This is a genomic window from Rhodococcus sp. EPR-147 (assembly GCF_001647185.1).
In the GTDB taxonomy this organism is placed as follows: Bacteria; Actinomycetota; Actinomycetes; order Mycobacteriales; family Mycobacteriaceae; genus Rhodococcoides.
The window spans coordinates 1-18,147 of the sequence record NZ_LVCU01000256.1; the positions used below are offsets into that span (position 1 = coordinate 1).

Sequence of the window (18,147 nt, forward strand, 5' to 3'; positions counted from 1 at the left end):
GACTTCGGCGCAGTAGATGTTCTCGCCGCCGGAGATGATCATGTCCTTCTTGCGGTCGACGACGAACACGAAGCCTTCCTCGTCCTGGCGTACGAGGTCGCCGGAGTGGAACCAGCCGCCGTGGAATGCGTCCGCCGTCGCGTCCGGGTTCTCCCAGTAGCCCTGCATCAATGTGGGCCCTCGATAGACGATTTCGCCGATCTCGCCCTGCGCCACGTCGTTCATCTCGTCGTCGACGACGCGCGCGGCGATGGTCGGGATGACGCGTCCGACGGAGCCGAGTTTGCGGAGGGCGTCGACGCCGTCGAGCACGCAGGTGATGGGCGACATCTCCGTCTGCCCGAAGACCGCGACGTTGAGCGCTCCCGGGAACGTTGTCGACATCGCGCGCAGGACGGTGTCGGAGGCCGGGGCGGCACCCCAGGAAATGACCCGCAGGGCAAGTTCTCTCGGGTTCGCGGCCTGCTCCGCGCACATCGCCTGCCATTGCACGGGGACGAGGAAGAGATTGGTGACACCCTCGGCGGCGAGTACGTCGAGCAGGGTGCCCGGATCGAACGCACCGACCGGGTGGACGACGGTGGGAATGCCGAGCAGCAGGCTCGGCGCGAGACTGCCGAGTGCGGCGATGTGGAACATCGGTGAGGCGCAGAAACCGACCTCGTCGGTGGCGCTCATCTGCAGTGCCCGGATGCAGGTGAAGGCCTGGGCCTGCATGTTCGCGTGCGTGAGGACCGCGCCCTTGGGTCTTCCGGTGGTACCCGAGGTGTACATGATCAAGGCCGGGGCGTCGTCCGGAACGTCGACGGTGTCCGCCGGTTCAGCCGCGGACAGCAGCGCCTCGTAGTCGTCCCCGACGGTGATGATTCCGTTCAGTGAATCACTCTGCGCCACAACTGCTTCGGCCAGCGGAGTGAGCGTGTCGTCGGTGATCACCAGGGTGGAGCCACTGTTCTGCGCGAGAAAGGCCACCTCGGGCGGAGTCATCCGGAAGTTCACCGGCACCGCCAGAGCCCCGAGCGCGTTGATTGCCAGCACCGCCTCGAGGTACTCGGGTCGGTTGAGCATCACGATCAACACCCGGTCGCCGAATCCGATTCCGCGGCTCTGCAGAACGCCTGCGCATCTCGACACGCGGTCGTCGAGTTCGCGCCACGAGATCGATCGCCCCTGGAATCGGAGCGCCACGGCGTCGGGCTGCATGAGGGCGTGCCGTCGAACGTGGTTGTTCCAGTTGTTTCGGTTGGACAACCGGGGTTCGTTCGGGTGAGCGGCCATCGCCGGTTCCTCTCGTCAGCGGTAAGAGCAGGGGATCGAATGTGATGCAGCCTACAGATCGGGCACTGCTTTGTCCGGAGCTTCGTCGACTGCATTTCTGCAGCTCAGCCCTGCAATAAGTTTGCGATCATTCGCATCGATGCCGCTACTATGGGGAATCGAGACGACCGGCGGTGCAAGGGCAGGCGATGAACGAGACAGGTACGACGGCGCAGCGGCGTCGGCCACGGAATCGAAAGGCGCAGATTCTGGTGGCCGCGGCCGAGGCCTTCAGCGAGCGCGGCTATCACCCCGTCGGAATCGAGGACATCGCCGCCACCGTCGGCATTTCCGGGCCTGCGCTGTACCGGCACTTTCCCACCAAGTACTCCTTGTTCGTCCACACCGTCACGCGGATGACCGACTCGTTGGTCGCGGCAACCGATCCGGCCGTCATCGATGTGGAGGATCCGCAGGCTCGGATCGACGCGGTCATCGGTGCCATCATCGCCACCACCCTCGACAATCGGCGCACCGGTGGGTTGTATCGATGGGAGGGGCGCTATCTCGTCGGTTCGGACCGTGAGTACTTACGCCGAGCGCTGCGAACGGTGCACGAGCGGGTGACGGTCCCGCTGCGACAGCTTCGCCCCGATCTGTCCGAATCCGATGCAGCGCTGCTGGCCACCGCGGCAATCAGTGTGGTCGCCAGCATCACCGCGCATCGATCGGCGTTGTCGGCCAAGCAGATCGAGGAGTCGATGCTCGCTGCCGCACGGTCGGTTCTGTGGACCGAACTTCCGCAGCAGGGCAGCGCATCTCCTCACCGCGAATCCGTGCTCGAGCATGCATCGAAACGCGAAGAGCTGCTGCATCATTCGATCAGGCTGTTCTACCTGCACGGCTACCACGAGGTGGGCCTGGACGACATCGGCGCAGCGGCGTCGATCACTGCCTCCAGTGTGTACCGCTATTTCCCCAGCAAGGCCGAACTGCTCGAGGCTGCGTTGCACCGTGCCAACGACCAGCTCACCGACACCCTCGCCGGTGCGCTCGAGCAATCGAGCTCCCCGGTCGACGCGGTGCGGACGTTCGCCAGGCTGTACACCGAATTGACCTTCAGGCAGGGCGAACTCGTGGCCGTGTACTTCGCCGAGATCGGAAATCTGCCGGCCGATCGGCGGACGACGCTGCGCAGAATTCAGCGCCACAACATCGACGGCTGGGCGCAACTACTGCGGGAAGCACGGCCGAACACGAGCGTGGTGGTCTCGAAATTTCTGATCCACGCCGCTCTCGGGTTGGTCTTCGACGTCGGTCGCACGGTGCGGTTCGAGCGCTCCGACCGAACCATGGCCCGTGTGCAGCAGACGATGACAGCGGTACTGCTGGGGTGATCGCCGCCGGACTCAGGCAGGCGTGGCCACGGCGGTGTACGGGCAGGCACCAGCTCCCAGATCCCGAGGGCGGTAGCCGACGGGATAACCGGGGTAGGTCTTGTTCGACGCGTCGGCGGTGGCCCGCGAGTGAGTCCGCTTGGGCAGGAACCGCTCCACCCGGGCTCGGGCACGCAGAGCCCGTACGGCGGCCCGCTCGATCGTCGCCGAGCCGGACGGGAAGCCGAAGGCACCCGCCATCCTGTCGTCCAGCAATGCGAAGACTGCCTGTTTCACGGCGGGGGTGAGCGCGGCGGGGTACCACGAGCAGTACAGCTCGAGGGTGTACGTGCCGATCCGTCGGTTGTCCTCGCTGAAGCGGAACGTGCGCTCCTCGTAGTCGAGCTTGAACTGCGCGAGCTCGGTGTACGAGGAGGGAATGTTCTTGATTCCCATCCGCTTTCCCACTTCGCAGTAGAAGTGGAACGTTGCGAGTCGTTCCTTCGGATGCAGGCGACGCCATCCGTAGGTGTCGATCCACTCGATCGGCTCGTAGATGAACGTCGTCAACACGTAGAGCATGTCGTCGTTCGAGATGTCGAACTGCCCGTGCATCCGGTTGACCATCCGAAGCGATTCGCGGCCCCGCTCGGAGTCGTATCCGTGCTCGAGCAATTCGGCCATCAGCAGCGCGGTGTCGTCGTAGCGCTTCTGCGGCCTGTTCTCGAATTCGCCGGTCCTGACCAACAGAGCCGAGATGGTCGGCACACAGTAGGTACGGAACAACGCGAATTCCAGTGCACGCTGGTAGTCCCACGGAAACTCGTAGCCGGCGGTGATGCGGTGGATCGTGTGGCAATCCCGTACCGGGTCGAGTTCCTCGATGCGGCGGAGCCAGCCGAAGCGCCCCTTCTTCGGCCTGATGTCCATGGTCAGCCCCGTCCGTGACGAAGCTTGAGCGCCAGCACGGACAGCTTCATGTTTCGCGCTTTGCGCTTCATCGTCAGCAGATTGACCGGAGCTGCAAAACTCTGCACGGTCATCGATTTCACGGTGCTGAACTCACGGAGGCCGTCGGCACCGTGGATGCGGCCGAATCCCGAGTCGCCCGTGCCGCCGAACGGCAGCGCCGGAACACCGGCGAAGCCGAGCACCGAATTGACCGTCACGACACCACAATCGAGCTTCTCGGCGGCGCGTCTGCCCACCGCTCCGTCCTGGGTGAACACCGATGCGCCGAGTCCGTACTTGGACGCGTTGGCGCGTTCGATGGCCTCGTCCAGATCGCGCACCTTGTTGACCACCACGGTCGGACCGAAGGTCTCCTCGGTGATCGCCGTCGAATCCTCGGGTACGTCGGTGAGAACCACCGGGTCGATGTACGGACCGTGCAACGAGTCGAGTCCGCCGACGACCGCCTTGCCGCCCTTGGCCAGAGCGTCCTCGATCTGGCCGCGCACGATGTCGCTCTGCTTACCCAGCGTCATGGGACCGTACGACGAGGTCTTCGTTCCGCCGGGCTTCAGTGCCCTCACCGCGGCGGTGAACTCGCCGACGAATCGGTCGTACACAGGAGCCGCGACGTAGATGCGTTCGACGCCCGCGCAGGTCTGCCCGGCGTTGCCCATCGCGCCGAACGTCGCGAATTCCACTGCGGCAGTGATGTCCGCGTCTGCGTCGACGAGCATCGCGTCCTTGCCGCCGCACTCGGCGACGAGTGGGGTCAGCGACTTCGCGCAGGTGGCCATGACCTTCTTGGCCGTGGCGGTGGATCCGGTGAACGCGATCTTGTCGACACCGGATTCGACGAGGGCGGTGCCGGTGGATCCGTCGCCGGTGATCGTCTGGAACACCGGGTGCGGAGCGGCAAGCGACTGCCACTTCTCGGCCAACCAGGTCCCGACGCCAGGCGTCAGTTCGCTCGGTTTGAACACGACGGTGTTGCCTGCCGCGAGGGCGTACGCGATCGAACCCATCGGTGTGTAGAGCGGGTAGTTCCAGGGGCCGATCACTCCGACGACACCGAACGGGCGGTACCCGACGTAGGCCTTCTGGTTCACGGCGAGCAGGCCCGATCCGACCTTGCGCTGCCGCAGGATCTTCTCGGCGTTGCGGGCCGCCCAGTCGAGGTGTTCGACGCCGAGCATGACCTCGAGGAGAGAGTCCTCGTCCGGCTTGCCGGTTTCGGCGGCGATGACGGTAGCGAGGCTCGCGGCGTCCTTGGCGATGGCGGACTTGAATTCGAGCAGCCACCTTTTGCGTCCGACAAAACCCTGCACGTCCCACCAGCGCGCGGCCGACCGGGCGCGAGCGACGGCGACGTCGACCTCTGCGGTGCCCGCGATCGGATACGTGGCGAGCGCGACACCTGTTCTGGGGTCGAGGCTTTCGAAGGTGCTCTCGTTCGTTCGTTCGATCTGGTCTGTCACGGGCTCTATCCTCCAGCAGATCGCATCACATATATTTGATGTGATTCAATGTTGTCCAGGACACACTATGCGTCCGATTCGGTTGCTACAACCCCCGCCGCCTCGATGTGCAGGAGCCGATTCATGAGTATCGATCTCACCCAGGAACAGACCGCGTTCGCCCAGGCTGTCGCGTCCTTCTGCGCCAAGGAGGCCGGCACCCGCGCCCAGCGGGACGCGCTCACCGAGCACGGGAAGCACACCCACAATCAGGCGCTCTACGACAAGATGGCCGAGCTGGGCTGGTTGGGTGCGATCATCTCCGAGGAGCATGGCGGGGCGGGCGGCAGCACCGTCGACCTGTGCATTCTGCTCGAAGAATCTGCCAAGGCCATGGCTCCCATCGGCGGCATCGGACCCACCCTGATCACCGGCGCGGCCTACGAGAAATTCGGCACACCCACACAGAAGGAGACCGTTCTCGGCGGCATCGTCGCCGGGCGGAGCTATTCGATCTCGATGTCCGAGCCCGAGGCCGGCTCGGACGTCGGCAACCTCAGCTGCCGCGCCGAGAAGACCGACACCGGCTGGCTGATCAACGGCCAGAAGACCTGGTGCTCCAACGCGCACTTCGCCGATCGGATCCTGCTCGTCGCACGCACCGGCAGGAGCGGAGCCGGCGGAGCGACCCAGGGAGGCAGAGAGGGTGGGAAGCACGAAGGCCTGACGATGTTCGACGTTCCGGCCGATGTCGAGGGCCTGAACATCGTCGGCATCGACACGATGGGCGGCAAGGAAGTCAACGATTTGTACTTCACCGACTGCGCGCTGCCCGAGGACGCGGTGGTCGGGGTGGAAGGGCAGGGATGGTCTCAGCTGATGACCGGTCTGAACATCGAGCGCCTCATTCTCGCGGCGATGATGCTCGGTACGGCGCAACGAGCATTCGAAGACACACTCGACTTCATCACTCAGCGACAGCAATTCGGACGGCCCGTCGGAACGTTCCAGGCACTACGGCATCGGATCGCCGATCTGGCCACTGAGATCGAGTGCGGCCGGCTGCTGGTCTACCACGTGGCTCGGTTGGTCGACGAGAACCCGACGAAGCTCTTCCCGCGCGAGGCGTCGATGGCCAAGCTCAAGCTCACCGAGACCGCCAAGAAGGTGGCGCTCGAAGGCATGCAGATGATGGGTGGCTACGGCTATGCCACCGAGTTCGACATGGAAAAGCATGTCAGGACCACTCTCGTGTCCTCGATCTACGGCGGTACCAACGAGATTCAGCGCGACATCATCGGCAAGACGTACGGACTGTAGATCATCGTGTTGCGTCGTCGCCCACAGCTCGCGGAGGATGTCGCCGCCAGTATTCGCCAGCAGATCGTCACGGGTGCGCTCGAGCCAGGGGCATTCGTGCGAATCGACGAGACGGCGGCGGAGTTGGGCGTCAGTGCCACTCCGGTACGGGAAGCACTCGTGTCGCTGCGCGGCGAAGGGCTCGTCGAGCAGGTGCCTCGACGCGGCTACCGCGTGGGTGAGCTCTCGCGCCAGGATGTGGACGACATCTTCTGGCTGCAGGGGACCATCGCCGGGACGCTCGCCGGTCGAGCCGCTCGCAGCATCACACCCGAGCATCTGGATCGGCTGACGGCACTCAACGACGGTCTCCGTGACGCCGTGGCCCGCTCGGATACCGAATCGGTTGAGTACTACGAGTTCGAGTTCCATCGATTCGTGAACAAGATCGCAGGCGGAACCAAGTTGGCGTGGTTCCTCCTCGGTGCGGTCAGATACACGCCGCGGTTGTACGCGACCGACAGGCGATGGGGTGAAGATGCAGTGCGCAGTCACGAAGAACTGATCGAGGCCTTTGCGCGACGCGACGTCGAGGCCGCCGACGACGTGATGCGTCGACAGTTCCGACAGTGGGACATCGGTGCGGAATCGACGCCGTCGTGACCGGCGATCCGGATTTTCTGCGCAAGTCCATGACCGGGCTCGAGTTACCTTGGGACCCGGTCGAGCAGAGACGGTTTGCGCTGTTGCTGCGCAGCGCATCCCTGCTCAACCGGGTGTCGCCGCCTGTCGTGCGAGCATTTCCGTTCAACATCCTGCTGCGCGATGTCGAGCGTCGGATGTGTTCGGGGCGGGCACTGGTCTAGTACGAGCCTCAGCTCAGGTGATGCGGCTGCGGGTGCGACTTGTGCCCCTCGTCCGAACCCTCGTTGTCCTGATGGCCGTTCGAGGTTCCCTGCACACCCGTCCCCGCCGGAACCATCGAGATGATCACCGACTTCGAGGTGGGGCAGTTGCTCTGCAGCGCAGTCGAATCCAACGGAATCAACGGATTGGTCTCGGGATAGTACGCAGCAGCCGATCCCCGCGGGGTGTCGTACTCGACGATGCGGAACGACGGCGCGCAGCGATCCACGTCGTCGTCGTCCCACTTGGTGACGAGATCGACCATGTCACCGTTGCGGAAACCGAGGGCCGAGATGTCCTCGCGGTGCACGAAGATGACGCGTCGGCCGTTCTCGATCCCGCGGTACCGATCGCCGAGGCCGTAGATCGTGGTGTTGAACTGATCGTGGCTACGCAGCGTCTGCAGGATCAGATGGCCCGGCGGAACCTGCAGCACATCGATCGGTGACACGGCGAATTCGCCTCGGCCACTCTTGGTCTCGAACGTCCGGCTGTCGCGGGGCGGGTGCGGGAGCACGAAGCCGCCGGGGCGTCGAACATTGACCTCGTAACCCTCGCAACCGGCGACGACGCGGGAGATGTGCTTGCGGATGTTGCGGTAGTCGTCGCGGAAGCCTCTCCAATCGAGACCGTAGCGGTCGCCGAGTGTCGCCTCTGCGATGCCGCTGACGATCGCGACCTCGGAACGAAGGAACTCGCTCGCGGGCTTCAGCGGTCCGCGCGAGGAATGCACCGAGCACGTGGAGTCCTCGACCGAGATCCATTGCTCACCACTGGCTTGCACGTCCTTCTCGGTGCGGCCCAGGGTCGGCAGGATGATCGACGTCTCACCGCACACGAGGTGCGAGCGGTTGATCTTGGTGGAGATCTGCACCGTCATCCGCATCTTGCGCAGCGCCTCGAAGGTGACGTCACTGTCCGGTGTCGCCTGGACGAAGTTGCCGCCGAGTCCGAGGAAGAAATGCGCCTTGCCGTCGCGCATGGCCCGGATGGAATCGACGGTGTCCAAGCCGTGCTCGCGCGGCGGCTCGAAGTCGAACTCCGCCGCCATCGCGTCGAGGAACTTCACCGGAGGGCGTTCCCAGATACCCATCGTGCGGTCGCCCTGCACGTTCGAGTGGCCGCGCACCGGTAGCAGTCCGGCACCTGCTCGGCCGATGTTGCCCTGTGCGAACGCGAGATTGGTGACTTCCTTGATGGTCGCGACGGCATTGCGGTGCTGCGTCAGACCCATGGCCCAGCAGTAGACCGTGGCCTTGGAGTCGCGCAACATCTCGGCTGCCTCGGTGATCTGCGCAACCGACAATCCGGTCACCTCGGTGACGAGATCCCAGTCGACCTCGGCGACATGCGCCTTCCATGCGTCGAAGCCGACGGTGTAGTTGTCGAGGAACTCGTGATCGAGTGCATCCCACTTCACCAGCAGTGAGCCGATGGCCTGGAAGAGTGCGAGGTCGCCGTTGAGCTTGATCGGCAGGTGCAGATCCGACAGGTCCGTTCCCGGGCCAACCATGCCGCGCGGGGTCTGCGGGTTCTTGAAGTTGAGCAGACCCGCTTCGCGAAGTGGGTTGATGGACAGAATCTTTGCGCCGTTCTGCTTGGCCATCTCGAGGGCCGAGAGCATACGGGGATGATTGGTTCCGGGATTCTGACCGGCGAGGATGATCAGCTCGGCAGTGTGGACGTCGTCGAGCGTGACGCTGGCCTTGCCGATGCCGATGGACTCCTGCAGCGCGATGGACGTCGACTCGTGACACATGTTGGAACAGTCGGGCATGTTGTTCGTGCCGAACGCCCGGGCGAAGAGCTGATAGGTGAATGCGGACTCGTTCGAGGCGCGGCCCGAGGTGTAGAAGATGGCCTCGTCGGGACTCGCGAGAGACTTCAGTTCGTCGCCGATAAGGCGGAAAGCGTCGTCCCACTCGATGGGCTCGTAGTGGCTACCGCCGGGCAGCTTGATCATCGGGTGCGTGATCCGGCCCTGCTGGCCCAGCCAGTGCTCGGTGTGGCTGTCGAGTTCGGCAATGCTGTGCTGCGCGAAGAACTCCGGCGTCGCCCGCGTCGTGGTCGCTTCCTCGGCAACGGCCTTCGCGCCGTTCTCGCAGAATTCCGCCGCGTGTCGGTGGCCCGGATCGGGATCGGGCCACGCGCAGCTCATGCAGTCGAAACCCTCGGCCTGATTGAGCTTGAGCAGCGTCTGCGCGGTGCGCTTCGGGCCCATGTGGCCGAGCGCTCGCTTCATCGACACTGCGACGGCGACGGGGCCTGCCGCGTGGGTCTTCGGCTTTTCGATGTCGAGCTCGGCCTCGTCGACGTCGCTGTCGGTGCGTCTCATGCGGGTCCCTTCGTTGCGTTACCCCCGCACTCGACCATAGCCGTTGGCTCAGCCGGCGAGGAGCTTGGTCACCAGATCCACGTACTGCTGCTTCGCCGAATCCTGGCTCGTACCTTCGAGCTTCGCCCAGGCATCGAACTTCGCTCGGTTCACCATGTCCAGTCGTCCGGGCCGCTTACCCGAGGCGTCACCGATCGAACCCTGCTTGTAGAGCGAGTACAGGCTCAGTAGGTCGTCGTTGCTCGGCTTGGACGTGAGCTTCTTGACGTCTACCTGCGCGTCGGCGAACGACTGGTCGAGATCGGACATGAAGAACTCCTTCGGTTAGAGGTGGTGTCATCCTCGCACGGAGGCCTCGGAAATCAGCCGAATGCAGTGCGCCACGAGGGCTTCGCGGGTGACGGTGAGCGTGCCGTCGAGATAGCCGATGAACAGGGCCGTCAACGCCCCGACGGTTCCGACGGCGATCAGCTGTCTGTCTTCGGTGTCGGGCAGTTGGGAGTGCACCAGCTCGACGAAGCCGGGCAGGAGATCGAGACCGCGTCGGCTCAGTGCCGGTTCGGCCAACGGCGCGATGAGCAGCACCCGTCCCGTTCGCGGTTCGTCGATGATGAGTTCGACGAATGCGCGCACCGGCGCGGCGATGGTGTCCTCGGCAGTGCTCGCCTGCATCACGGCGTCGAGCAAAGCGCCCTGCGCTCTGGTGCCGACCCACGCGTACACCGCGCGGACGAAGGCGTCGCGGTTGGCGAAGCTCTCGTAGAAATACCGCTCGGTCAGGCCGGCGGTACGGCAGACGGCCCGCACGTTGACCGCGGGACCGTCCGGCGAGCCGAGGAGCTCGACCCCGGCCGCGAGCAACGCGTCGTAGCGCTTGGATCTGCGTTCCTCCAACTGTTGACTACGCATGTTGTCAACCCTAGTCTGACAACATGCGTAGTCAGCCCCATCGACCCGTCCCGCTCGGTCCGGATTCGCTCACCTGGAAGTACTTCGGCGACTGGCGCGGGATGCTGCAGGGGGTCTGGGCAGGGTCGATGCAGAACATGCATCCAGGGCTCGGGGCCGGGGTGGAGCAACACTCCACGTTCTTCGACGAGCGCTGGCAGCGGCTGTACCGGTCCCTGTACCCCATCGGTGGGGTCGTGTTCGACGGCGATCGGGCCGAGGAGACCGCACTGCAGGTCCGCGGCTATCACACGAACATCAAAGGGATCGACTCCAAGGGCCGCAAGTACCACGCGCTCGATCCCGACACGTTCTACTGGGCGCACGCCACCTTCTTCATGGGCACGGTGCTCACCGCAGACCACTTCATGGGCGGGCTGACCGAGGCTCAGAAGGTGCAGCTGTTCGACGAGCACGTGCAGTGGTATCGCCTCTACGGCATGAGCATGCGGTCGGTGCCTGCCACCTGGCCGGAGTTCCAGCAGTACTGGGATCACATGTGCCGACACGTGTTGGAGGACAACATAGCCGCCCGCGGGGTGTTGGACCTGTCGAAGCTGGGACCACCGCCGTATGCGGCCTGGCTGCCCGCCCCGATCTGGGCCGTGTTCCGCCGTCCGGCGGCGAAGTTGTTCGTCTGGATCACCGTCGGGCTCTACGACGAGCCGGTACGCACGCTCCTCGGCTACAGCTGGTCCGAGCGGGACGAGAAGCGCCTGGCGTTGTTCGGCAAGGCAGTGAACCTGGTGTTCGGGTTGGTTCCGCCGCGTCGGCGACTGCACCCGCGAGGCCGCGCGGGATGGGATCGTGTCAAGGGCCGAACCCCGAGAACGGCACCGTTGGTGCACACACCGGCCCGCAATCTGCCGCCCGTGGAGCGGCGATCGGACCCCTCGCACTACAGCCCCAAGGTGTAGATCGGCGCGCTCGGGGTACAACGCCGGTATGCACAGTGTCAGAACCGGAAGCGGAACCCCGATCGTCCTCGTCCACGGGCTCGGGTCCTCTCACGGAAACTGGGACCCGATCGTCCCCGCCCTCGCCAAACATCGTGAGGTCATCGCCCTCGACCTGCCCGGGTTCGGAAAGACTCCGCCGCTGCCCGAGGTCTCCATCGCGTCGTTGACCGACGCGTTGCGGGAATTTCTCGACAACGAAGGTCTCTCCGACGCCGATCTCGTCGGAAGCTCGATGGGTGCGCGCATGGTCGTCGAACTGGCCCGCCGCGGTCACCGAGGCTCGATGGTGGCGCTCGATCCCGGCGGGTTCTGGAACGACCGGCAGGTCAAGATCTTCGGAGCCACGATCACCGCGTCGTTGGCACTGATGAAGAACGTGCAGCCGCTCGTGCCGTTCCTGGCCGGTAACCCGGTCACCAGAACTGCTGCACTGGCGCAGTTCTCGGCCGCGCCCTGGAAACTTCCGAGTGGGCTGGTCGAGCAGGAGCTGAAGGGTTTCTCCACCAAGACATCACCTTCGCTCGACGCCGCACGCAAGGCGCTGATCCACGGGCCGAAGCAACAGGGTTCCCCGAAAGGTTCCCTGCAGGGCTCGCTGCTCATCGGCTGGGGCCGTCAGGACAAGGTCACCACACCCAGCCAGGCCACAGTGGCGTTGGAGCGATTCCCCGACGCCACCCTGCACTGGTTCGACAAATGCGGACACTTCCCGCACTGGGATCAGCCGACCGAGACCGCGCGAGTCATCCTGCGGGGAACGGGTCGCTGACGCTCCCATGTGCGCGGAACCTCGTAGCAGGAGTCGAGTTTTCGCTCACCTGCGTCAGCCGTTCCACCAAGGCCGCAGAGGAACGTCGGCCTGTCCCTTCGGTCCGAGTTTGACGGCCAGAACCTGGTGCAGCTGAACCACATTGCGCTCGAAGCCCAGACGAGACCCGGCCATGTACAGGCCCCAGACGCGGGCTGTTCCCTCACCGGCTTCGGCCACGCAGGCGTCCCAGTTCTCGACGAGGTTCCGGCACCAGCCGGCCAGCGTCAGGGCGTAGTGCTCGCGCAGGTTCTCCTCGTGCCTAACCTCGAGTCCGACGTCCTGGATGTCGGTGATGATGCGGCCCGAGCCGGTGAGCTCCCCGTCGGGGAAGACGTACCGGTCGATGAAGCTGCCGGCCTTGGCGTGCGCGCGATTGTCCGGCCGGGTGATCGAGTGGTTGAGCAGCCGACCGCCGTCACGCAGCTTGGACTGGATGAACGTGAAGTACGACGGGTAGTTGTGCACGCCGATGTGCTCGGTCAGTCCGATGGATGAGATGGCGTCGAAGTTGGTCTCGGGGACGTCGCGATAGTCCGAGAAGCGCACCTCGGCCAACTCTGACAGGCCCTCGTCGGCAATGGCCTGCTGTGCCCACGACGCCTGCTCCTGGGAGAGCGTCACACCGATCACCTTCACTCCGCGGCGGGCGGCGTAGCGCACCATCGAGCCCCAACCGCAGCCGATGTCGAGCAGGCGATCACCCGGTTGCAGGCCGAGCTTGTCGAACACCAAGCGATACTTGTTCTCCTGTGCGGCTTCCAGCGACTGATCGGCGCTCTCGAACGCCGCGCAGGTGTACGTCATGGAGGGGCCGAGTACCTTCTCGTAGAAGGCATTGGACACGTCGTAGTGATGGTGGATCGCTTCGGCATCGCGAGTCTTGGAGTGACGCAGACCTTCTGCGATGCGACGCCACCTCGGGATTGCTTCCTGGGGTGGGGGAGCGATGGGCCGCAACACATCCCAGCCGAGCGAACGGGCAATCGATGTCAGTGTCATCGCCGAGGGGCGACGAAAGTGCAGCTCGTCGCCCATCAGCGCCAGCAGCTCGTAGGGGTCGCCCGGATGGACTCCCGTTGCTTCGAGATCGCCCGAGACGTATGCGCGCGCCATGCCGAGATCGCCGGGAGCGGTTGCGAGATAGGTGGTTCCGCGGGGGCTCTTGAGGTTGAGGCCGATCCTCGCGTCCTCGGGTCCTGCGGTGCTGCCGTCGTAAGCGGTGAAGCGCAGTGGGATGTTGCCGTCGGAGATCAGTTCGAGAATCTCGGAGATCTTGAGCTTCTGGGCACCGTTCACCGTGCGATTGCCGGAGTCCTTGAACGTCGTCATCTGCGTTGCACCGCCTTCGAGTACAAATCCAACAATCGGGATTCGGGATCGTATTTCTTCTTCAACACTTCGTATCGATCGCCGCCGTACAGAACGGCAAATTCATGTTCGGTGTAATAAGCGTCCGAGTACAGCGATTTATGCCCGTCGAACTCGGTGACCTTCTTCTCGATGGCGCGGTTTGCGGCACCCTCGGGTTCGCCTGCAACGATCGGAACCGAAGACCAGAAGCCGATGTTGACGTAGGTGCGTTTCGGCTCGAGTGGGTACAGCGGCCACGGCCTGGCCGGATTCGCGCCCGGTGCTGCGGGCTCACGAAGACGTAAGGGACACAACCACAACGGCTCGATCGGGATGTTGTCGAGGAACCACGCCACGAAGCCTGCGGTGTGTTCGATCGGAACCTCGATATCCTGCACGACGCGTTCGCGCGGCGGATTTCCTTTGCGCTTCTCGAGTCGATCGCCGATGTCGTACTTACGGTCGAGACCGATGAGCTTCCAGTAGAAACTACTGCGCCGGTACTTGCGCGGCCAGAACCGTCGAATTCTCGGGTTCTGAGTTCCGAACGCTCGGGAGCACCAGAACCAATCGGTGTCCCAGCGCCACAGGTAGTCGTGAATGGTGAGGCGGTCGGTCTTGGGTGTATCCGACGCGTGTTGGATCGATCGGTAGAAGATGTCGGCACCGGTGTAGTCGCTGACCGGTCCCGGTTCGTCGGTCTGGACGCCGAGGGTGAGGTAGCTTTCGTCGGCGCTGAAGACCACGCCGTCGAGGTACTGGACCTCGATGCCGTCGTACTCGCGCTGCTCGACGATGCGGTCCATCGTGGACTGCAAGGTGTCGAGATCGTGAAATCGCAGGTGGCGCAACGCGACATACGGCAACACGGGTTCGAGCTGGATCTTCAGCCGAGTGGAGTAGCCGAGGGTTCCGTACGAGTTGGGAAAGCCCCAGTAGAGATCCGCGTGTTCGCCCTCCGGTGTTGCGGTGACGATCTCGCCGCTGCCGGTGAGGACATCGATCTCGAGCACCGATTCGTGGGGGAGTCCGCTACGAAACGACGTGGACTCGATGCCGAGTCCGGTGACGGCTCCGCCGAGGGTGATCGTCTTGAGCTGCGGGACGACGAGGGGTGCCAGGCCGTAGGGAAGCGTCGCGTCGACCAGGTCCTCGTAGGTGCACATTCCGGCGACATCTGCTGTGCGCGAGGCGGGATCGACGGTGATGACCTTGCTCAGGCCCGACACGTCGAGCCCCGGTGTGGTGGTGGTCGTCCTGGCCCGGAACAGGTTGGACGTCTTCTTCGCCAGACGCACCGTCGCATCGGCGGGAATTGCGCGATAGCTGCGAAGCAGCTGCTCGACACCCGACCGGTGCGCTGCGTAACCGCTCTCCCTCGGTTCTGGCCGTCGTCCGAGAAGAGCATTCACTGAAGCCACACTCAGACGCTATATCTCGTACCGCGTGGTATCCACCGGCATCGGCGTCCGACCGGTGAAACTTCACGCAACTGTTGCCGAATCTCCGCGGAGAATCGGAGTAAATCGGACAAATGGTTGCGTCATGCATGTGTTTTGCGGGATGAGATTTATGTGTGTGAAGCACATCACACACCGTCCGGCGGGATGCCTGCCGCGCGTGCGCGGCGAGGCAGTATGGACGCACATCCCGTTCGCTATCGAAGGAGAACGTTTCCGTGGCTCAGGTCAGTGCATCCAGTTCCGCCACCATCGCCACCACACCGGATCGAGTGCTCGCTGCGCTCGCCGACTACGAGACGGTGCGCCCACGCATCCTCCCCGAGCAGTACCGCGACTACGAGGTGGTCCAGGGCGGGCAAGGAGACGGAACCGTGGCCACGTGGACCCTGCAGGCCACCGAGAAGCGAGTGCGCAACGTCGCCGCGACCGTCACCGTCGCCGGATCGACCATCACCGAACGCGACGCCAATTCCTCCATGGTCACCACGTGGTCGGTCGCCCCGGACGGCGCGGGCACCACGGTCACCACGACGACGGAGTGGAAGGGCGCAGGCGGCATCGGCGGATTCTTCGAGAAGACCTTCGCACCGCTGGGACTGAAGAAGATCCAGGCCGCGACGCTGGAGAACCTGCGCCGCGAGTTGATCTAGGCCTGCTCGAAGTCGGGGGCCTCGATGAGCTCGAGTGTTCCGACGACCACGGTGCGCATCGACCACAGGAACATCCCGTCGGGTCCACGGTCGACCGTGTCGTAGGCCCCCGGCAGTGTGTCCAGGTCGGTGCGCGCCGCGATCGCGTCGTCGTACTCACGATCGCGTCGAGCAGAGTTGTAGACCATCTCGGCCAAGGCAAGCGCATGCTCGCAGACGGTGATGACAGCCCACGTCGCCTGCTTCGGAGTGAGGTCGTATCGAGTTCGATAGCGCGTCTGCACCGAGTCTGCCATACGGATGGCGTCGATCGAGCTGGGAGTCAGGCCGATCAGATACTCCGCGATACCCGGGTTGGAGTGAACCAGCTCGCGCATCGCGGACGCGAGGGCCAGCAACGCGTCGTGCATCGATTCGTCGTCACCGGGAAGCGGAGGCGACCCCCTGCGCAGACTCTCCTCCGCCACGAGGGCCTTGAGTGAACAAAGATCGTCGATGTTGTTGTAGATCGCGACGATCGACACGCCCAGGCTTTCGGCCACCGACTTCACCGACACCTTCGGCAGCGTCAGCGCAATACCCGCCTCGGCCATGGTCTGAGGCGTCACCCGACGCTTGCGAGGGGAGGGGCTCGCAAGCTGATCCATTCCGCAAGACTACGTGCGCTCAGTATTGACAGATGTTCAGGCGCGGGGCTCTAGAATCGCATCGTGTCCTTCTCTTCCGCACAACCCGCGACCGACAGGGATCGGACGCTGGTCGAACTGGCCAGGCAGACAATCGATTCGTCGACGGATGCGGGACCTGATGAGGACGGCATCCACACGATGGGTGCGGCGGTGAGAGTGGCGGACGGCCGAACCTTCGCCGGGGTGAATCTCTATCACTTCACCGGTGGCCCGTGCGCAGAGACAGTCGCGCTTGCCGCGGCTCGGGCGGCCGGTGCGACCGAGCCGACGCACATCGTGGCGGTCGGCAACCACGGGCGCGGGGTGAAGAGCCCGTGCGGCAAGGATCGTCAGATCTTCGCCGACCTCTATCCCCTGATGCGGGTCATCATCGATTCGCCCGACGGCCTCGTCAGCGTTCTTGCCGGCGAACTGCTCCCCGCCGGATACGACCATCGCGCGGAGCAACGCTGATCCTCGTTACCGAGGACGAACCGTGCGGCATCGCCGGAAGGCACTGCGCTGAGTGTCCACCATTCGTCACCGCAGGCGCGATCCCGTGTCTGCCGCGAAATTGTGGACACTCAGGTCGGTAGGTCGATTCGACGCGCAGTGAATCACAGCGATCCAAGGTGCGGCTACGCTGGTGTTCGCTTCGACCCACGCGAGAGGACGACACAGTGCAACCCGGTGAACAGCCCGACATGGCATCGATCCTGCAGCAGGCCCAGCAGATGCAGCAGCAGCTGATGGCGGCGCAGGCCGAGATCGCGGAAACCGAAGTGACCGGCCAGGCGGGCGGTAGCCTCGTGGTCGCCACCGTCAAGGGAACCGGTGAGGTGGTCGGACTGACCATCGACCCCAAGGTCGTAGACCCGAGCGACGTCGAGACTCTGCAGGACCTGGTGATCGGCGCGATCGCCGATGCGTCTCGCGCGGCTCAGGCCGTCGCGAGCGAGAAGATGGGCCCCCTCGCTGGTGGTCTCGGAGGCATGCCCGGCCTTCCCGGGTTCTGAGCGGTGTACGACGGTCCCGTACAGGATCTGATCGACGAACTCGGCAAGTTTCCCGGAGTCGGTCCGAAGAGCGCTCAGCGCATAGCTTTTCACCTCCTGGGCGTCGAACCTCCCGAGGTGGATCGGCTCATGCGCGCGCTGCAGCGCATTCGCGACGGTGTGCAGTTCTGCATCGTCTGCGGCACGGTCTCGGACAAGGAACTATGTCGAATCTGCGCGGACTCACGTCGTGACAGATCGATGATCTGCGTCGTCGAAGAGCCCAAAGATGTCCAGGCCGTGGAACGTACACGAGAGTTCAAGGGCCGCTACCACGTACTCGGCGGAGCGCTCGACCCACTGAACGGAGTGGGGCCGGATCAGCTCCGAATCCGAGAGTTGTTGACCCGCGTCGGAACCCAGGACGACGGCGTCGACGTCACCGAAGTCATCATCGCCACCGACCCCAACACCGAGGGCGAAGCCACTGCCACGTATCTGGTCCGCATGATGCGTGACTTCCCCGGCCTGGCCATCACTCGCCTCGCCTCTGGCCTGCCCATGGGCGGAGACCTCGAATTCGCTGATGAGTTGACGTTGGGGCGCGCGTTGACGGGGCGTCGGCGCATGTAGACGGTATGGAGGTCTTGGCTGGGGCCCCTCCGCATGTAAGCGTGGGTTGCCGACAGGAGTGGGTCCTGGCCGGTAGAGCCACAGATGTG

General features: G+C 64.4%; 19 protein-coding genes. 10 read left to right on the plus strand and 9 right to left on the minus strand.

Annotated features, from left to right (window positions below):
* Nucleotides 1–1,278: AMP-binding protein (locus tag A2J02_RS12420; RefSeq protein WP_068050466.1), on the minus strand; the 1,278-nt coding region annotated here is incomplete at its 3' end.
* A gap of 188 nt (nt 1,279–1,466) precedes the next feature.
* On the opposite strand from A2J02_RS12420, the gene A2J02_RS12425 reads away from it, so the two are divergent.
* Entirely contained in the window at nt 1,467–2,654 is a 1,188-nt protein-coding gene (locus tag A2J02_RS12425; protein WP_068050467.1) for a TetR/AcrR family transcriptional regulator, read from the plus strand.
* Between the two features lie 12 nt (nt 2,655–2,666).
* On the opposite strand, the gene A2J02_RS12430 is transcribed toward A2J02_RS12425, so the two are convergent.
* Together A2J02_RS12430 and A2J02_RS12435 are read right to left on the minus strand one after the other, a co-directional pair.
* Nucleotides 2,667–3,563 carry an oxygenase MpaB family protein gene (locus tag A2J02_RS12430; RefSeq protein WP_068050468.1) on the minus strand — a complete coding sequence of 299 codons (897 nt, stop codon included), beginning with the start codon at nt 3,561–3,563 and terminating at the stop codon, nt 2,667–2,669.
* A gap of 2 nt (nt 3,564–3,565) precedes the next feature.
* A complete protein-coding gene (locus A2J02_RS12435) occupies nt 3,566–5,083 on the minus strand; it encodes an aldehyde dehydrogenase family protein (RefSeq protein WP_373455129.1) in 1,518 nt (505 codons plus the stop codon).
* Between the two features lie 102 nt (nt 5,084–5,185).
* Here A2J02_RS12435 and A2J02_RS12440 point away from each other — a divergent pair, with 102 nt between their 5' ends.
* Genes A2J02_RS12440 through A2J02_RS12450 form a run of 3 tightly spaced genes read left to right on the plus strand, consistent with a single transcriptional unit; the run spans nt 5,186 to nt 7,206 of the window.
* A complete protein-coding gene (locus tag A2J02_RS12440) occupies nt 5,186–6,361 on the plus strand; it encodes an acyl-CoA dehydrogenase family protein (RefSeq protein WP_068050470.1) in 1,176 nt (391 codons plus the stop codon).
* 6 nt (nt 6,362–6,367) lie between these two features.
* Nucleotides 6,368–7,003 (plus strand): GntR family transcriptional regulator, encoded by a 636-nt coding sequence (locus A2J02_RS12445; RefSeq protein WP_231893881.1) that lies wholly within the window; start codon nt 6,368–6,370, stop codon nt 7,001–7,003.
* Entirely contained in the window at nt 7,000–7,206 is a 207-nt protein-coding gene (locus tag A2J02_RS12450; RefSeq protein ID WP_068050472.1) for a hypothetical protein, read from the plus strand. Before A2J02_RS12445 ends, A2J02_RS12450 begins: the two co-directional genes overlap by 4 nt.
* An 8-nt stretch (nt 7,207–7,214) precedes the next feature.
* Here the strand turns inward: A2J02_RS12450 and A2J02_RS12455 are convergent, their stop codons facing one another.
* From A2J02_RS12455 to A2J02_RS12465, 3 genes are read right to left on the minus strand one after another with little or no spacing between them, the layout of a single operon-like run.
* Nucleotides 7,215–9,581, minus strand: coding sequence for an FdhF/YdeP family oxidoreductase (locus tag A2J02_RS12455; RefSeq protein WP_068050473.1), 2,367 nt, complete (start codon nt 9,579–9,581; stop codon nt 7,215–7,217).
* A gap of 48 nt (nt 9,582–9,629) precedes the next feature.
* Nucleotides 9,630–9,890, minus strand: a complete 261-nt coding sequence (locus A2J02_RS12460; RefSeq protein WP_032379982.1) for an acyl-CoA-binding protein — start codon at nt 9,888–9,890, stop codon at nt 9,630–9,632.
* A gap of 27 nt (nt 9,891–9,917) precedes the next feature.
* Nucleotides 9,918–10,490 carry a TetR/AcrR family transcriptional regulator gene (locus A2J02_RS12465; RefSeq protein WP_068050474.1) on the minus strand — a complete coding sequence of 191 codons (573 nt, stop codon included), beginning with the start codon at nt 10,488–10,490 and terminating at the stop codon, nt 9,918–9,920.
* A gap of 23 nt (nt 10,491–10,513) precedes the next feature.
* On the opposite strand from A2J02_RS12465, the gene A2J02_RS12470 reads away from it, so the two are divergent.
* Nucleotides 10,514–11,446, plus strand: a complete 933-nt coding sequence (locus A2J02_RS12470) for an oxygenase MpaB family protein (RefSeq protein ID WP_068050475.1) — start codon at nt 10,514–10,516, stop codon at nt 11,444–11,446.
* A gap of 28 nt (nt 11,447–11,474) precedes the next feature.
* Complete coding sequence (locus tag A2J02_RS12475) at nt 11,475–12,257, plus strand: alpha/beta fold hydrolase (RefSeq protein ID WP_068050476.1); 783 nt, start codon at nt 11,475–11,477, stop codon at nt 12,255–12,257.
* A 54-nt stretch (nt 12,258–12,311) separates the two neighbouring features.
* Here A2J02_RS12475 and A2J02_RS12480 read toward each other — a convergent pair whose 3' ends face one another.
* Nucleotides 12,312–13,628: a class I SAM-dependent methyltransferase gene (locus A2J02_RS12480; protein ID WP_068050477.1), complete on the minus strand. Its 1,317-nt coding sequence runs from the start codon at nt 13,626–13,628 to the stop codon at nt 12,312–12,314.
* Nucleotides 13,625–15,070, minus strand: a complete 1,446-nt coding sequence (locus tag A2J02_RS12485; protein ID WP_068050478.1) for an FAD-binding oxidoreductase — start codon at nt 15,068–15,070, stop codon at nt 13,625–13,627. The genes A2J02_RS12480 and A2J02_RS12485 overlap by 4 nt, the downstream gene beginning before the upstream one ends.
* A 257-nt stretch (nt 15,071–15,327) precedes the next feature.
* Between A2J02_RS12485 and A2J02_RS12490 the strand changes: the two genes are divergently transcribed.
* Entirely contained in the window at nt 15,328–15,762 is a 435-nt protein-coding gene (locus tag A2J02_RS12490; protein ID WP_068050479.1) for an SRPBCC family protein, read from the plus strand.
* Here the strand turns inward: A2J02_RS12490 and A2J02_RS12495 are convergent.
* The gene (locus tag A2J02_RS12495; RefSeq protein ID WP_156516208.1) at nt 15,759–16,409 is read right to left on the minus strand and encodes a hypothetical protein; all 651 of its coding nucleotides are present in this window, start codon (nt 16,407–16,409) and stop codon (nt 15,759–15,761) included. The genes A2J02_RS12490 and A2J02_RS12495 overlap by 4 nt on opposite strands.
* Nucleotides 16,410–16,472: 63 nt before the next feature.
* Here A2J02_RS12495 and A2J02_RS12500 point away from each other — a divergent pair, with 63 nt between their 5' ends.
* The 3 genes from A2J02_RS12500 (at nt 16,473) to recR (ending at nt 18,058) form a co-directional block, all read left to right on the plus strand.
* Nucleotides 16,473–16,904 carry a hypothetical protein gene (locus A2J02_RS12500; RefSeq protein ID WP_197478012.1) on the plus strand — a complete coding sequence of 144 codons (432 nt, stop codon included), beginning with the start codon at nt 16,473–16,475 and terminating at the stop codon, nt 16,902–16,904.
* A 206-nt stretch (nt 16,905–17,110) separates the two neighbouring features.
* Entirely contained in the window at nt 17,111–17,446 is a 336-nt protein-coding gene (locus A2J02_RS12505; protein ID WP_068050482.1) for a YbaB/EbfC family nucleoid-associated protein, read from the plus strand.
* 3 nt (nt 17,447–17,449) lie between these two features.
* Nucleotides 17,450–18,058 (plus strand): recombination mediator RecR, encoded by a 609-nt coding sequence (gene recR / locus A2J02_RS12510; protein WP_068050483.1) that lies wholly within the window; start codon nt 17,450–17,452, stop codon nt 18,056–18,058.
* The last annotated feature ends 89 nt before the right edge of the window (nt 18,059–18,147 follow it).

Excerpts from the sequence above, each read along its gene's own strand:
- A2J02_RS12495 (WP_156516208.1), bottom strand. The coding sequence starts at position 16,409 with ATGGATCAGCTTGCGAGCCCCTCCCCTCGCAAGCGTCGGGTGACGCCT.
- A2J02_RS12480 (WP_068050477.1), bottom strand. The coding sequence starts at position 13,628 with ATGACGACGTTCAAGGACTCCGGCAATCGCACGGTGAACGGTGCCCAG.
- A2J02_RS12470 (WP_068050475.1), top strand. The coding sequence starts at position 10,514 with ATGCGTAGTCAGCCCCATCGACCCGTCCCGCTCGGTCCGGATTCGCTC.
- A2J02_RS12455 (WP_068050473.1), bottom strand. The coding sequence starts at position 9,581 with ATGAGACGCACCGACAGCGACGTCGACGAGGCCGAGCTCGACATCGAA.
- A2J02_RS12440 (WP_068050470.1), top strand. The coding sequence starts at position 5,186 with ATGAGTATCGATCTCACCCAGGAACAGACCGCGTTCGCCCAGGCTGTC.
- A2J02_RS12425 (WP_068050467.1), top strand. The coding sequence starts at position 1,467 with ATGAACGAGACAGGTACGACGGCGCAGCGGCGTCGGCCACGGAATCGA.
- A2J02_RS12465 (WP_068050474.1), bottom strand. The coding sequence starts at position 10,490 with ATGCGTAGTCAACAGTTGGAGGAACGCAGATCCAAGCGCTACGACGCG.
- A2J02_RS12475 (WP_068050476.1), top strand. The coding sequence starts at position 11,475 with ATGCACAGTGTCAGAACCGGAAGCGGAACCCCGATCGTCCTCGTCCAC.
- A2J02_RS12460 (WP_032379982.1), bottom strand. The coding sequence starts at position 9,890 with ATGTCCGATCTCGACCAGTCGTTCGCCGACGCGCAGGTAGACGTCAAG.
- A2J02_RS12430 (WP_068050468.1), bottom strand. The coding sequence starts at position 3,563 with ATGGACATCAGGCCGAAGAAGGGGCGCTTCGGCTGGCTCCGCCGCATC.